Origin of the sequence: Streptomyces bottropensis ATCC 25435 (assembly GCF_000383595.1) — a bacterium.
Lineage (GTDB): Bacteria > Actinomycetota > Actinomycetes > Streptomycetales > Streptomycetaceae > Streptomyces > Streptomyces bottropensis.
In genome coordinates this window covers 4841191-4854914 of the sequence record NZ_KB911581.1, presented here as the reverse complement: position 1 = coordinate 4854914, position 13724 = coordinate 4841191, and the positions used below count along the sequence as shown (strand labels likewise).

The following is a 13724-nucleotide window of genomic DNA, read 5'->3' as shown; positions in this document are numbered from 1 at the left end:
TGAGGGCAGCGCGGCCCGGGCCCGCTGCGAGGTCGCTTGCGACGGTCGGGCAGGGAGTTCTTCCGTGGCCGAGCCGCGCGGGGGTCGCGTGCCGCTGACTCATCCGCCGCGACAGGAGACAGGGCCGCTCGGCAGCCGGAGGTCGCGAACCGATCCGGGTGCCGGCGAGGCCCTGCCCGCTGTCGCGCCGAACACACTCCGCTACATATTGATCATGTGGCCCGCAAGGCCGTGGACGGCTTCCTTCACCGCTTCCCCGAGGGTGGGGTGGGCATGGACGTTGCGGGCGATCTCGTGAACGGTGAGGTCCCACTGCTGGGCCAGGGTCAGCTCGGGCAGGAGTTCGGTGACATCGGGGCCGATGAGGTGGGCGCCGAGCAGCTCGCCGTACGTGGCGTCGCTGATCAGCTTCACGAAGCCGGTCGCGTCGCCCAGACCGTGCGCCTTGGCGTTCGCGGTGAACGGGAACCTGGCGACCTGGACATCGAATCCCTTCTCCCGCGCCTGTGCCTCGGTGTAGCCGAAACTGGCGATCTGCGGCTGGCAGAACGTGGACCGCGGGATCATCACGTAGTCCAGCTCCATGGTCTCCGCGTCCGCGATCGTCTCGGCGGCGAGAACACCCATCGCCTCGGCGGCGTGCGCGAGCATCAGCTTCGCGGTGACGTCACCGATGGCGTAGATGTGCGGGACCGAGGTGCGGCAGCGGCCGTCGACGTCGATCGCGCCGCGCTCGGTGACCCTCACGCCGGTGTTCTCCAGGCCGTAGCCGGTGACGTTCGGCGCGAAGCCGATCGCCTGCAGGACCTTGTCGGCCTCCAGGACCTGCTGGGCGCCGTCCTTGCCGGTGACGGTGACCCGGACCTGCGGGCCGGACTCGTCGATCGACTCGACGCGGGTCGAGGTGAGGACGTCGATGCCCAACCTCCGGTACTGCTTGGCCAGTTCGGCGGAGACCTCGGCGTCCTCCAGTGGGGCGATCCGGTCCAGGAACTCGACGATGGTGACCTTGACGCCGTAGTTGTGCAGCACATAGGCGAACTCGACGCCGATGGCTCCGGCGCCCGCGATGACGATCGACCGCGGCAGGTCCTCGGCGAGGATCTGCTCCTCGTACGTCACCACCCGCGAGGTACGGCGGGTGCCGGGCAGCAGCTTGGGAGTTGCCCCGGCGGCGATGACGCAGTGATCGAAGCCGACCGTGCGGGTGTTGCCGTCGTAGTCGGCCACCTGGAGTGTGTGCGGGTCGAGGAAGGTGCCACGACCGCTGATTTCCGTGATCTTGTTCTTCTTCATCAGGTAGTGGACGCCCTTGACCCGGCCGTCCGCGACCTTCCGGCTGCGCCGGAAAGCCTCCCCGTAGTCGAAGGAGATCTCACCCTCGACCTTGATGCCGAAGGTCTTCGCCTCGCGCGTGAAGAGGTGCGCCAGCTCGGCGTTGCGCAGCAGCGCCTTCGTGGGGATACAGCCCACGTTCAGGCAGACGCCGCCCCAGTACTTCTCCTCGACGACCGCGACGCGCTTGCCCAGTTGGGCGGCCCGGACGGCGGCAACATATCCGCCGGGGCCCGCCCCGAGTACGACGACGTCGAAGCGCTCACTCTGCTCGTCCATGGACGGCTTCCTTTCCGCTGGGGCGGCCGACCCCCGCGAAGGGCCGGCCCGCTCCCGATCGAAGAACCTGTTCATCAATACTCGACGGCGGCCGTGTCGACCGCCGCGTAGCGCCTGGGTGCCGGTGGAGGACGAGGAGGCGCCTGTGGTTCACCACCTCGGCAGCGATGTCCGGGACGTGGACTACAGCACTCCGGCGGCTTCCTGTATGCCCGTGCCGTTCAGGAGGCGTGTGGGGCAGGGCAGCCCGCGCGCACGGTCCTCGCTGGGACATCGGATGCGACCACCGACCGGGTTGGTTGCGATCACCGATTGCATCCACTTAATATTACGATCATAATCACATGCGCCCTGGTGTACCTGCCCATCGGGTTCAGCCAGTGCGACCCCACCATCCCCACCACGTCGGGAAACTCATGGACCTCTCCACCAGCACCGCCCTCGTCACCGGAGCCAACCGAGGCTTCGGCCGGGCTCTCGCGGCCGAGCTGCTCGGCCGCGGTGCCACCGTCTACGCCGGCGCCCGCAATCCCGACCAGGTCGACCTGCCCGGTGCGAAACCGATCGCGCTCGACGTCACCGACCCCACCTCCGTCGCGGCCGCCGCCGAGTCCCTCGGCGAGGTGACGGTGCTGGTGAACAACGCGGGGTCGTCCACCGGCGCCGACCTGCTCACCGCCGACCCTGACGACATCCGCCTGGAGATGGACACGCACTACTTCGGCACCCTTGCGGTGACCCGTGCGTTCGCTCCCCAAATATCGGCGAACGGCGGGGGCGCGATCCTGAACATCCTGTCCGGCCTGTCCTGGGTCAGCTTCCCGGAGTTCGGGGCCTACTGCGCCGCCAAGTCCGCCGAGTGGTCGCTCACCAACACCCTGCGCGTACAGCTCGCCGCCCAGGGCATCCGAGTGGCGGGCCTGCATGTCGGCTACATGGACACCGACATGGTCCGGGACGTCGACGCGCCCAAGTCCCACCCGGCCGACATCGCGCGCATCGCCGTGGACGGTATCGCCGCCGGCGCCTACGAGATCCTCGCCGACGACGCCGCCCGCCAGGCTCAGGCAGCCCTGTCCGGGGGCGTCCGGGCGCTCTACCCGCAGCTCCCCTGAGAGGCACCCGCACCCGCACCGCACTCGGGGCCGGGGCGGATGCGGTCGATCCCGCTGCCGATGTCCCGCCCGGGAGGGGGCCGAGCGTGTGGGCGTAGGCGACGCCCGGCGGACGAGGGCGCCGTCGGCGAGGGGGCACGAGAGGGCACCGGACACCGCGCAGACGGGCCTCGGCAGCGGGCAGGGCCCGGCGTCACCGGTCGCCGTCGCGGCTCACGCCTTTGAGGAGGGCGCGCCCACCCCTACGCGGAAGGCACCGCGAAGAGCATGCAGCTGCTGGTGGCATGGGCGAGCAGCCGGTCCGAGCCGTCGACCAACTGCGCGTGGGCGAGAGCGGTTTGCCGCCCCTTGCTGACCACCGTACCGATGGCCCGCACCGTGCCCGTGTCCACGGTGATCCGCCGCAGGAACTTCACCGACAGGTCGAGCGAGGTGTACGCCATGCCCTGCGGAAGGACGGACTGGACGGCGCAGCCCGCCGCCGAGTCGAGCAGGGTGGCGAAGATACCGCCGTGCACGCTGCCGATCGGGTTGTAGTGCTCCTCCCCCGGCGTCAGCGAGAACACCGCGCGGCCGGGCTCCACCTCGTCCAGGGCGAAGTCGATGGCGTGGTTGATGGGCGGCGCCGGCAGCCGCCCCGCCTGCAGCTCGCGCAGGAAGTCAATGCCGGCCATGCCACCGGCCGCCTCCGCCAGGACCGCGGGGTCTTCCCATTGATACGTACGTGTGCGTCCCACGACCAGCGCCCTTCCTCTGACTTTTCCAAGTGAAGCTAGCTGCGGCCTCACCTGGCTGTCAATGACGAAGCCAGCCGTCTACGATGACGGGATGGAGTGGCTTGAGGCGAGCACCGACAACTGCCCCGTCCAGCGCACGCTCGATGTGGTCGGCGAGAAGTGGACACTGCTGATCCTTCGTGACGCCGTCAACGGAGTCCGGCGCTTCGACGACTTCCACCGCCACATCGGCCTGTCCGAGGCGGTCCTCAGCGATCGCCTGAGGAAGCTGATCTCGGCAGGCGTTCTCAAGACCGTCCCCTACCGCGAGCCGGGCAGCCGGTCCCGCAACGAGTACCGCCTGACCCGCAAGGGCTGGGACCTGTGGCCGGTCCTCATGGCACTGAGCCAGTGGGGCGAGCTGCACGCCGTGGGCCCCGACGGGCCGGTACTGGACGTCCGCCACACCGCCTGCGACGCCCCGGTCCGCGTCGTCGTCGAGTGCGGCGCGGATCACTCCACCCTCACCCCCGCGGACGTCACCGCCCGGTTGGGACCTGGCGCCCGCCCGCGGTCGTGAGCGTCAGGCCCAAGCGCGGGCGACAATCGGGCCGCGGGAAAGTGCTCAAGCGCCGCCGGGCGTCTCCCCTCCCGCTCCTTGCTCAGTGGCGGGCGCCGTCCCCGCGACGGTCCATACCGCCGTGGCCCACAGGGAGAGCGCGGACGCGAGGCCCACGACGAGCCGCACGGTCTCGTCCGGACCGTCCGTGAGCCAGACGGTCGCACCCGCTGCCCCGGAGGCGACCAGCAGAGCGGCCGGCACGCGCAGTCGTGGCTGCTCGAACACCACCGCCAGTGGCAGGAAGTGGAGCCCGACGACCACCGCGCCCAGCGCGGGAACGAGCACCGGTGCCCCGGCCTGACGGCAGACCACGGCGATGGCGATGATCAGCAGCCACTGCAGCCCGTTGATCTGGTTGAACCGCCGGCGCCGGTCGGCGGGGAACGGTCCCCCGGCCGAGGCCGGAAGAAAGCGCCGCGCGGCCAGCATCAGCCCCACCGCGACGACACCGCCGACGACCATCGCAACCAGCCGCACCTGCCCCTCGAACGCACTCGACCCCAGCAACCACCAGCCGAGCCCGAACAGCGCGAGAAACCCCACCCCTGACTTGAACATGATCAAGACCCTAGGCGCAGGGCGGCCCGCCGGTCCATGGATTCACCGCTCGGCGGGGGCTTCGCCGCCGAGCCACAGTCGGGGTGGCGAACGGGCCCGCTGCGGCCGAGCCGGCGGAAGACCGGATTCCGGCGCGGAGATCATCGCGGCGGTGCCGGTCTACTGTGTGCTCAGCGAGCGACACCCGGTCCCAAGGAACTCCATGCCCCCGAGCCCCGCCCCGGCCGCGTCGTCGGGAACCAGCCGCAGTACCTCAGCGACCATTCCGCCGAACATCCTGCGCTGCCTCATCCCGGTCGCCGACGGGTTCGGGGTCGATCTGCGGCCCGAGCTGAACCGGGTCGGGCTGGACGAGCAGATGATGCGGTCGGCGGCGCTGCGGGTCTCCTACCGGCAGGGCAGTGCCGTCATCCGGCGTGCGCTGGAGCTCACCGGTGACGCGCATCTGGGGCTGCGGGTCGGTGCCGCGCAGCATCTGACCTCCTGGGGGCTGCTGGGGTTCGCCCAGATGGCCGCCGACACGCTGCGGGAGGCCATCGAGACGGGCGTGCGTTTCCAGAACCTGTCCGGGGCGATGGTGGTCTGGTCGGCCGGGGCGGAGGAAGCGGGCTATGTACTGCGCGCCGAACTGCCCGATCCCGCCCTCGATCCGACGGTCGCGGTCTTCCTGGCCGAGGAGGCCTTCGGCAGCGTCGTCGCCGTCACCCGGCTGAGTTCGGGGGAGGAATTCGCCCCGCAGAGCGTCGAGTTCACCTTTCCCGCCCCAGGTGACACCGGACCGTTCAATGAGCTGTTCCGCTGCCCGATGCGTTTCGGCGCCGCGGGGAACCGTCTGGTGTTCCCCACGGCATGGGCCGGGCGGCCGATGCCGGGTCACGACCGGGTCACCTACGCCGCCGTCGTGGAACTCCTGGGCGAGCAGGCGGCGGCGCGGCGCGATCAGCAGGACCTGCTGGAGGTACTGGAGATCTCGATCGCGCAGAGCCTGCCCGATGTGCCCTCCTTCGTCGAACAGGCCCGACGGCACGCCTCCAGCGAGCGCACCCTGCGCCGTCGGCTGGCCGAGTGCGGCACGACGTACGAGGCGGTCGTCGACGGGGTGCGCCGCGAGCGGGTCGAGCAGTTGCTGCGCCGCCCCGAACCGACCTTGCGGGACGTCGCCCGGCAGGCCGGTTTCTCCGACGTGCGCGCACTGCGGCGCGCGGTGCGCCGCTGGCACGGAGTCACCCCGGCCCACCTGCGCGGAGCGGCCCCGGAACGGCAGGGCGACTGAGGCCCGTACTCGTCGACACGGGTGGTCCGGACGGTCCTCCCTCTTTGATGCGTGCGGATCCGCCGTGTCTCCTCAACGTGTACGGATCCAGACGGTCTTCTCCCTGGTCCACTGCGCGAAGGCGTCGGTGGACTTCTCCGCGCCACCGAACCCGGACTGTTTCCACCCTCCGAAGGGGGTGGTGATGTCGCCCTCGCTGTACGCGTTGACGGAGACCACCCCGGCCTCGATCCCCCGTGCGAGCCGGAACGCGGCGTCGAGGTCGCGGGTCCACACCGAGGCGGCGAGCCCGTACTCCGTGGCATTCGCGAGCCCCACCGCCTCGTTCTCCGAGGTGAAGGTCTCGACGGTGACGACAGGGCCGAACAGTTCCTGGGTGAGCACGTCGCTGCCCGCCGGGGGCCGGCCGACCACGGTGGGCGGGTAGTACGCACCTCGCGACGGCAGACCGTGCGGCAGGCCGCCGGTGTGGATCTGGGCTCCGGCGGAGCGGGCCGCGTCGACCGCCGCCGCGACCCGGTCGAAGGCGGCCCTGCTGATGAGTGGCCCCATCCGGGTGCCCGCGTCGGCGGGGTCACCGATGGTGAGGTCCCGCGCGGCGGCGGTGAACCGGTCCAGCACCTCCTCGGCAATGCTGTGGTGGACCAGGACGCGGGAGCCGGCGGTGCAGTTCTGCCCCATGGTCAGGAACGCGGCCTCGATCATGTGGTCGATCAGTTCGTCGCCGTACTCGAGCGCGTCCGGCATGAGGATCTGGGGGCTCTTGCCGCCCATCTCCAGGGAGACCCGCTTGAAGTTGGTCTCCGCCGCGTCGGTCAGGACGCGGCGTCCGGTGGCGGTGGATCCGGTGAACGACAGTGCGCGCACCAACGGGTTGCGGGCGAGCGCCGTACCGGTGACGGAGCCGTGGCCGGGCAGGACGGTGAGCACGCCCTCGGGCAGGCCCGCCTCGGCAGCCAGGGCGGCCAGGTGCAGGGTGGAGCGCGGGGTGGCCTCGGCGGGCTTGAGCAGCAGGGAGTTGCCCGCGGTGAGCGCGGGACCGACCTTCCAGGCGGCCATGGTCAGCGGATAGTTCCAGGGCAGGATCGCGGCGGCCACCCCGACCGGTTCCCGGCTCACCAGACCCAGGCCGGCGTGGCCGGTGGGGGCGATGCGGCCGAAGACCTTGTCGGCCGCCTCGGCGAACCAGCGGATCGACTCGATCGCCGCCGGCACGTCGCCCGTACGGCACTCGGTGATCGGCTTGCCCGCGTCCTCACAGTCCAGCCGGGCCAGGATCTCGGCGTCACGCTCCATGAGGTCCGCCAGACGCAGGAGTACGGCGGCCCGCTCCCGCGGGGACCGGCCGGCCCAGACGCCGCTCTCGAAGACCTTGTGCGCCCGCTCGGCCGCGAGCACGACGTCCTGCTCGCTCGCCGCCGGCACGGTCGTGATCAGTTCGCCTGTGGCGGGGTTGACGATGTCGAGACGCGACCGGTTCCGGTGGAGCCGAGCGCTGCCGCCGCCACCGGTGATGTCGGTGCCGCTCATGCCTCCTCCACCAGTTCCCAGTGGCCACCGGCGGCCCGGCGGGCCAGCCCTCTGCGGCGCAGGTCCTCCAGATAGCGGGCCATGCCCCGCTCGCCCCGCCTGCGGAACAGCGGGAAGAGTCTGGGCAGCAGGTTCGGCGCGAGCATCGCGAACCGCACCAGCCGGGACTCGCCCGGTCGGACGTACGACTCCAGGCGGGGCCGGTCCAGCAGGCTCACGACCGCCCTGACGACATCGGAGGGCTGCTGCGGCGGGTCCTGGAACTGCATCGAGTTGCCGCCCTCGACGGCCTCCTGACGGAGCATCCGTGTGTCGGTCGCCGACGGCAGTACCGAACCGGCCTGGATGCCCTTGCCCCGCAGGTCGAGCCCGATGGCGAGCATCGCGCCGCGCAGCCCGAACTTCGAGGCCGTGTAGATCGGCGTCTCACCCAGCGGGAAGATCCCGCCGAGGGACACGGTCGTGACCACCCGGGGGTCGGCGGAGGCCCGCAGCAGCGGCACGGCGAGCCGGGTCGTGACGAGCGGAGCGGTCAGGTTGACGTCGATCTCCCGTTCGATGCTCTCGACGCTGCGTACGTCGAACCGTTCGGCGCTGGTCATGCCCACGTTGTTCACGAGCACGTCGATACGGCCGTGGGTGGCCGTGACGCCGTCGAGCAGTCGCTGCAGGGCAGCGCCGTCCAGCAGGTCGCAGCCCAGCCCGGCATGCCCGCTCCCGGGCAGCTCGGCGGCGGTCCGTTCGGCCCGCACCTCGTCGATGTCGACGACGAGGAGGCGGGCCCCGCCTGCCGCGAAGTGGTGGCACAGGGCGCTGCCGATGCCGCCGGCGCCGCCCGTCACCAGGATGACCTTGTCATGGAAGTCGTACGTCATGACGCCACCGCCTCCTGCCGAGCAGAGGTCGCCCGGGGCGGTCGGCCCGCGGTGCGCCAGCCCATGTCCTCGGCCACCTTGCCGAGGTACTTCACGAAGGCCTCGCTGTGGACGTAGCCGGCGTGGCGGGGCGAGTCGACGAACCGCAGTCCGCCCGACAGGTCCGGCCGGTCGCTGCGGATCCTGCGGGCGAACCGCTCGGCGGTCGGCACTCCGGCCCCCGCGTCCCGGATGTAGGAGGCGATCAACTGGGCCTGGCTGTCGAAGAGTTGATAAGCACCGGAGTTGGTCTCCACGAAGCCGACGCCGAACAGGCCCTCGTGCTCGCGGGAGAAGGAGGACAGGTAGAGGTCGGGGTGCTGCTCGTCGCCGAAGTACTTCTGCGCGACCGGGACGGTGTGGACGTATCCCGTGGCCAGCAGGATCAGGTCGAAGTCGTCGCTGGAGCCGTCGGTGAAGTGGACCGTCCGGCCCTCGGTGCGCGCGATGCCGGGCCGGGCCGTGATGTCTCCGTGCTGAAGGTGGTGGATCAGCAGCGAGTTGAGGGCCGGGTGGGTCTCGAACAGCTTGTGGTCGGGCTTTTGCAGACCGAGCCTGCGCGGGTCGCCGTTGAGCAGCCGCAGCAGGCCGCCGAACAGCTTCTGCTGCAGCCACATCGGCAGGTGGGGCCCTCCTGTGGCGATGGTGTCCACCGGCCGGCCGAAGAGGTGCTTGGGGATGAACCAGTAACCACGGCGCATGCTGATCGCCGCGTGGTCGGCGGAGCGCGCCGCGTCGCAGGCGATGTCCAGCCCGGAGTTCCCCGCGCCCACCACCAGCACCCGCTTGCCTCGCAGTTCGGCGCCGCTGCGGTAGGTGACCGTGTGCCGGATCTCTCCGCTGAAGTCGCCGGGCAGATCGGGGACGTTGGGGTGCCACTGCGCTCCCGTGCACACGACGACCCGCCGGTGCGTACCGGTCCGGCCGTCGGCCCGCGTGACCGTCCAGGTGCCGTCCGGGTTCTTCTCGACGCTGCGGACCTCGGTGCCGAACTCGATCCGGTCGGCGAGCCCATAGGCCTCGGCGAACGACGTCAGGTAGGACAGGATCTGCCGGTGCGGCGGGTAGTCGGCGAAGTGGTCCGGCATCGGATAGCCGCCGAAACCGGACAGGGTCTTGCTGGAGATGAAGTGGGCCGACTCGTACATCGGGCTGCCCGGATTGTCGATGTCCCACAGCCCGCCGGGGCCCGTGTGACGCTCGATGTGCGTGTACGGCAGGTCCCGCTCGGCCAGCGCCCTCGCGACCGCCAGTCCCGCGGGTCCCGCGCCGATCACACATGTGTCGTACTGATGCTCACTCACCGGTCCGCTCCCTTCTCCGATGCTTCTGGTTCGGGAACCTATGCACCGCGCGGGCCGCGGGAACTGACTCCTGCGGCCACAGAGGGGACCACAGCGGCCAGGGACGGGCCGCTGCTGCCCGGGGGCCGTCCGGTGGAAGCGGCCCCGACGCCCCGAATGCCGGACGCGGCGGTCGTCAGAGCCGGACTGCAGACCGCCGTCCCCCGCAGATCAGGGGACCAACACGGCGCGGGGGCCAGGAATCCGATGGGAACGTCAGGCGGACCTCGGTGCGGTTCACGAACCGCTACGGCGTCGAGGCCGCCGCAAACCTCTACGTGCCGAAGAACGCCAGAGCCAAGCTGCCCGCCCTGGTGGTCAGCGGCCCGTTCGGCGCGGTCAAGGAACAGTCCTCGGGTCTCTTTGCCGACGCGCACTCCCGCTTCTACTCCGAGGACGTCCAGAAGACGGCGCCCGAGAGCATCGAAGTCGTGATCGTCCCGGGCCCGGACCACGTCGACCTGCACGACCGCAAGGACCTCACCCCCTTCGACAGGCTCGTTACGTTCTTCACCGACAACCTCGCCCGGCCGAAGGCGCCCCCGACAGGCCGATGCCACGCCCGGCCTGTCGGAGAGCGCTCACGGCGGAAGCGGCTTCCTCCGCCGCGTCGGAAGCGGAGAACACGGAGGCAGTGGATCATCCCCGTCCCGGTCTCCGGTAACGTCGGGGTATGAGTCATCCGCATCCCGACCTGAAAGCCGCCCCGCCCCTTCCCGAAGGAGGACTGCGGGTCACCGCCTTGGGCGGCCTGGGTGAGATCGGCCGCAACATGACGGTCTTCGAGCACCTTGGCAAACTGCTCATCGTCGACTGTGGCGTGCTGTTCCCCGAGGAGAACCAGCCCGGCGTGGACGTGATCCTGCCGGACTTCACTTCGATCCGGAACCGGCTGGACGACATCGTCGCCGTCGTCCTCACCCACGGGCACGAGGACCACATCGGCGCCGTGCCGTACCTGCTGCGCGAGCGGTCCGACATCCCCCTCGTCGGCTCCAAGCTGACGCTGGCGTTCGTGGAGGCCAAGCTCAAGGAGCACGGCATCCGCCCGCGCACGGTGCGGGTACGGGAGGGCGACCGGCGCCGCTTCGGGCCCTTCGACTGCGAGTTCGTGGCGGTCAACCACTCCATCCCGGACAGTCTCGCGGTCGCGATCCGCACCGGCGCCGGGATGGTGCTGCACACCGGCGACTTCAAGATGGACCAGTTCCCGCTCGACGACCGCATCACCGATCTGCGCGCCTTCGCCCGGCTCGGCGAGGAGGGTGTGGACCTGTTCCTCACCGACTCCACCAACGCCGAAGTGCCCGGCTTCACCACCTCCGAGCGTGAGCTGAACCCGGCGATCGAGCAGGTGATGCGCACCGCGCCGCGCCGTGTCATCGTCTCCAGCTTCGCCAGTCACGTGCACCGCATCCAGCAGGTTCTGGACGCCGCCCACCAGCACGGCCGCAAGGTGGCCTTCGTGGGCCGGTCCATGGTCCGCAACATGGGCATCGCCCGTGACCTCGGCTATCTGAAGGTCCCCTCCGGTCTGGTCGTGAGCACGAAGGAGCTGGAGAAGCTCCCGGACCACAAGATCACCATGGTGTGCACCGGCTCCCAGGGCGAACCGATGGCCGCGCTGTCACGCATGGCCAACCGCGACCACATGATCCGCATCGGCAAGGGCGACACCGTCCTGCTCGCCAGCTCGCTCATCCCCGGCAACGAGAACGCCATCTACCGGGTGATCAACGGCCTCACCCGGTGGGGCGCCCACGTGGTCCACAAGGGCAACGCCAAGGTGCACGTCTCCGGGCACGCCAGCGCCGGCGAACTCGTCTACTGCTACAACATCGTCAAGCCCCGGCACGTCATGCCCGTGCACGGCGAATGGCGCCATCTGCGGGCCAACGGCGACCTCGCCATCCGGACCGGCGTCGACCCCGACCGGGTCGTCATCGCCGAGGACGGCGTCGTCGTCGACCTCGTCGACGGGCGCGCGTCCATCACCGGCAAGGTGCCCGCCGGCAACGTCTACGTGGACGGCATGGAAGTGGGCGGGGCCACCGAGGCCTCCCTCAAGGACCGTCTCACGCTCGCGGAGGAAGGCGTGGTCACGGTGGTGGCGATCGTCGACGCGGACACCGGCGCTCTCGCCGAGGCCCCCGACTTCCTGGCCCGCGGCTTCGTCCACGACGACACCACCTTCGAGCCGGTCATCCCCGTGATCGAGAAGACCCTGGCCACCGCGGCCGAGGAGGGCGTCGGGGACGCCCGCCAACTCGAACAGCTCCTCGCCCGCGCCGTGGCGAACTGGGCGTTCCGCACCCACCGCCGCAAGCCCCTCATCATCCCCATCATCATCGACGCCTGACCCTGCACAGGATCAGGGGCCGCACAGCGATCGCTGTGCGGCCCCTGATCTGTTGGTGCGGAGCCGATGCCCCGGACGACGTCGGCCGGTCGGGCCGGGAGGTCAGGCCGGGGTGATGTTCTCGGCCTGCGGGCCCTTCTGGCCCTGGGTGACGTCGAACGTCACGCTCTGGCCCTCCTGGAGCTCACGGTAGCCCGAGGAGTTGATCGCGGAGTAGTGCGCGAAGACGTCCGGACCGCCGCCGTCCTGGGCGATGAAGCCGAAGCCCTTCTCCGCGTTGAACCACTTCACAGTTCCCGTTGCCATGTCTGATGCCTTCCGGTCGATGAACGCCTCCCACTCCATGTGGAAGACGGAGGTGATCGCCCTGGTCCCTGCGGCACAGCACAGCAAAACGCCTACGCCGAGAAGGCGCAGGCAGGAAGTAATTCCGAACCACGACAGCTGACGCTGACGCTACACGTCCGCACGCCGCGTCACCATAGGAAGCGATCACGCCACACCCAGAGACCGTGCGCGGGTGCCCTCCGACGCGGACGGGCACATCGTCGTCATCGAGCCCGTCGTACGAGACGTGCGCTGTCGTCGCACCTCGCTGTGGACACGTGGAGGGGCCCTGGCGCCTGTGGCACCAGGGCCCCGAAGGAACTGCTACACCATCCGCCGGTCCTGATGCACCGGCGCTCTGTTTCCGCGGACCCGACCTGCTTGCCGTCGGGGGCGCGGGGATCGCGATTGCCTGACCGAAGACCACCTCACTATCGATGTCCTGCGGTACCCGGGTCCGGTACTGCCTCCCGGGCGATCCTGATGGCGTGGGCTCCTCCGTTCTTCCCTCTTGAGCAACTACTCACTTACGGGTACTGCGACCTGCTGGTACTACGCCACTGCTCTCGGCGGCCCCTGATCACCGCGGGCCACCCGGTCCGGTCGTCAGTCCCGTCGCCGTCCTGCAACCGCTCTGGCTTCGAAACTCCACCACCGCACCGTCCTGCGAACTGCAACTTCCGTACTGCTGCCCGCCAGTTCATGTCTGCCGGGCCTCGCTCGATCTCAGCTACGAGAGAAACCTTAACCACACCGCCACCCAAAGTCTACTGTTGTCGACATAGATTTCGGCGCGCCCGGAGATGAGGTTCCGCGTCGCCCGCTGGAGCGTGTTCCGTCGGCCGACATCGAGGCCGCCGCCGGCCCGGTCAGGAGCCGGCGTGCCGCCGCAGCAGGGATCGGACACTGAACGGCTGCACCTCCAGCAGGACGATGGTGGTGTTGGAACGGACGACACCGGGCGCTTCGAGCAGCAGGTTCGTGATGCGGTGCAGGTCCTCGGTGTCGCGGGCGACGACGCGGGCGAGGAGGTCGCCGTCGCCGGTGGTGACGAGCAGCTCGACCACCTCGGGGATGCGCAGGATCGCCTCCTGGGTGGGTGCCCCCACGCGCTGGCTGATCGACATCGTGATCAGGGCCAGCAAGGGATAGCCGAGGGCCGCGGGGTCCACGCGCCGACTGGGCTCCCGCAGCCGTCCGCTCTCCTCAAGGCGCTTCAGGCGGGCCTGCACGGTGTTACGGGCCAGGCCCAGCCGGTCGGCCAGGGCAATCGTGGTGGCCCGCGGATCCGCGTCGAGCGCCAGGAGGATACGGGCGTCGAGAGTGTCGAGGCCGTCGATGTTTCGCATGATG

At 70.1% G+C, this 13724-nt stretch carries 13 protein-coding genes; 5 read left to right on the top strand and 8 right to left on the bottom strand.

From position 1 onward, the window contains the following. Window positions 1-201: 201 nt before the first annotated feature. Window positions 202-1614 carry a dihydrolipoyl dehydrogenase gene (gene lpdA / locus STRBO_RS0121480; protein ID WP_005473929.1) on the bottom strand — a complete coding sequence of 471 codons (1413 nt, stop codon included), beginning with the start codon at window positions 1612-1614 and terminating at the stop codon, window positions 202-204. A 416-nt stretch (window positions 1615-2030) separates the two neighbouring features. On the opposite strand from lpdA, the gene STRBO_RS0121475 reads away from it, so the two are divergent. Beyond that, entirely contained in the window at window positions 2031-2729 is a 699-nt protein-coding gene (locus STRBO_RS0121475; RefSeq protein WP_005473931.1) for an SDR family oxidoreductase, read from the top strand. Window positions 2730-2971: 242 nt separating this feature from the next. Here the strand turns inward: STRBO_RS0121475 and STRBO_RS0121470 are convergent, their stop codons facing one another. Next, window positions 2972-3466 carry a PaaI family thioesterase gene (locus tag STRBO_RS0121470; protein ID WP_005473933.1) on the bottom strand — a complete coding sequence of 165 codons (495 nt, stop codon included), beginning with the start codon at window positions 3464-3466 and terminating at the stop codon, window positions 2972-2974. A gap of 91 nt (window positions 3467-3557) precedes the next feature. Here STRBO_RS0121470 and STRBO_RS0121465 point away from each other — a divergent pair, with 91 nt between their 5' ends. After that, complete coding sequence (locus STRBO_RS0121465; RefSeq protein ID WP_005473935.1) at window positions 3558-4025, top strand: winged helix-turn-helix transcriptional regulator; 468 nt, start codon at window positions 3558-3560, stop codon at window positions 4023-4025. 45 nt (window positions 4026-4070) lie between these two features. Here STRBO_RS0121465 and STRBO_RS0121460 read toward each other — a convergent pair whose 3' ends face one another. After that, the gene (locus tag STRBO_RS0121460; protein WP_005473937.1) at window positions 4071-4625 is read right to left on the bottom strand and encodes a hypothetical protein; all 555 of its coding nucleotides are present in this window, start codon (window positions 4623-4625) and stop codon (window positions 4071-4073) included. 202 nt (window positions 4626-4827) lie between these two features. Between STRBO_RS0121460 and STRBO_RS0121455 the strand changes: the two genes are divergently transcribed. Then, window positions 4828-5898, top strand: a complete 1071-nt coding sequence (locus STRBO_RS0121455) for an AraC family transcriptional regulator (protein ID WP_020114751.1) — start codon at window positions 4828-4830, stop codon at window positions 5896-5898. A 72-nt stretch (window positions 5899-5970) separates the two neighbouring features. Here the strand turns inward: STRBO_RS0121455 and STRBO_RS40315 are convergent, their stop codons facing one another. The 3 genes from STRBO_RS40315 to STRBO_RS0121440 are packed head-to-tail and all read right to left on the bottom strand — an operon-like array spanning window position 5971 to window position 9646. After that, on the bottom strand, window positions 5971-7428 hold the full coding sequence (locus tag STRBO_RS40315) for an aldehyde dehydrogenase family protein (RefSeq protein ID WP_005473940.1): 1458 nt from the start codon (window positions 7426-7428) through the stop codon (window positions 5971-5973). Then, entirely contained in the window at window positions 7425-8303 is an 879-nt protein-coding gene (locus STRBO_RS0121445; RefSeq protein WP_005473942.1) for an SDR family NAD(P)-dependent oxidoreductase, read from the bottom strand. Before STRBO_RS0121445 ends, STRBO_RS40315 begins: the two co-directional genes overlap by 4 nt. After that, entirely contained in the window at window positions 8300-9646 is a 1347-nt protein-coding gene (locus STRBO_RS0121440) for a flavin-containing monooxygenase (RefSeq protein WP_020114750.1), read from the bottom strand. Before STRBO_RS0121440 ends, STRBO_RS0121445 begins: the two co-directional genes overlap by 4 nt. A 269-nt stretch (window positions 9647-9915) precedes the next feature. On the opposite strand from STRBO_RS0121440, the gene STRBO_RS0121435 reads away from it, so the two are divergent. After that, a complete protein-coding gene (locus STRBO_RS0121435; protein ID WP_005473946.1) occupies window positions 9916-10362 on the top strand; it encodes an alpha/beta hydrolase family protein in 447 nt (148 codons plus the stop codon). Beyond that, window positions 10359-12044 (top strand): ribonuclease J, encoded by a 1686-nt coding sequence (locus STRBO_RS0121430; RefSeq protein WP_005473948.1) that lies wholly within the window; start codon window positions 10359-10361, stop codon window positions 12042-12044. Before STRBO_RS0121435 ends, STRBO_RS0121430 begins: the two co-directional genes overlap by 4 nt. Window positions 12045-12146: 102 nt before the next feature. On the opposite strand, the gene STRBO_RS0121425 is transcribed toward STRBO_RS0121430, so the two are convergent. Together STRBO_RS0121425 and STRBO_RS0121420 are read right to left on the bottom strand one after the other, a co-directional pair. Further along, window positions 12147-12350 carry a cold-shock protein gene (locus STRBO_RS0121425; protein WP_028796778.1) on the bottom strand — a complete coding sequence of 68 codons (204 nt, stop codon included), beginning with the start codon at window positions 12348-12350 and terminating at the stop codon, window positions 12147-12149. Window positions 12351-13240: 890 nt separating this feature from the next. Continuing rightward, window positions 13241-13720 (bottom strand): Lrp/AsnC family transcriptional regulator, encoded by a 480-nt coding sequence (locus tag STRBO_RS0121420; protein ID WP_237547494.1) that lies wholly within the window; start codon window positions 13718-13720, stop codon window positions 13241-13243. Between the last annotated feature and the right edge of the window lie 4 nt (window positions 13721-13724).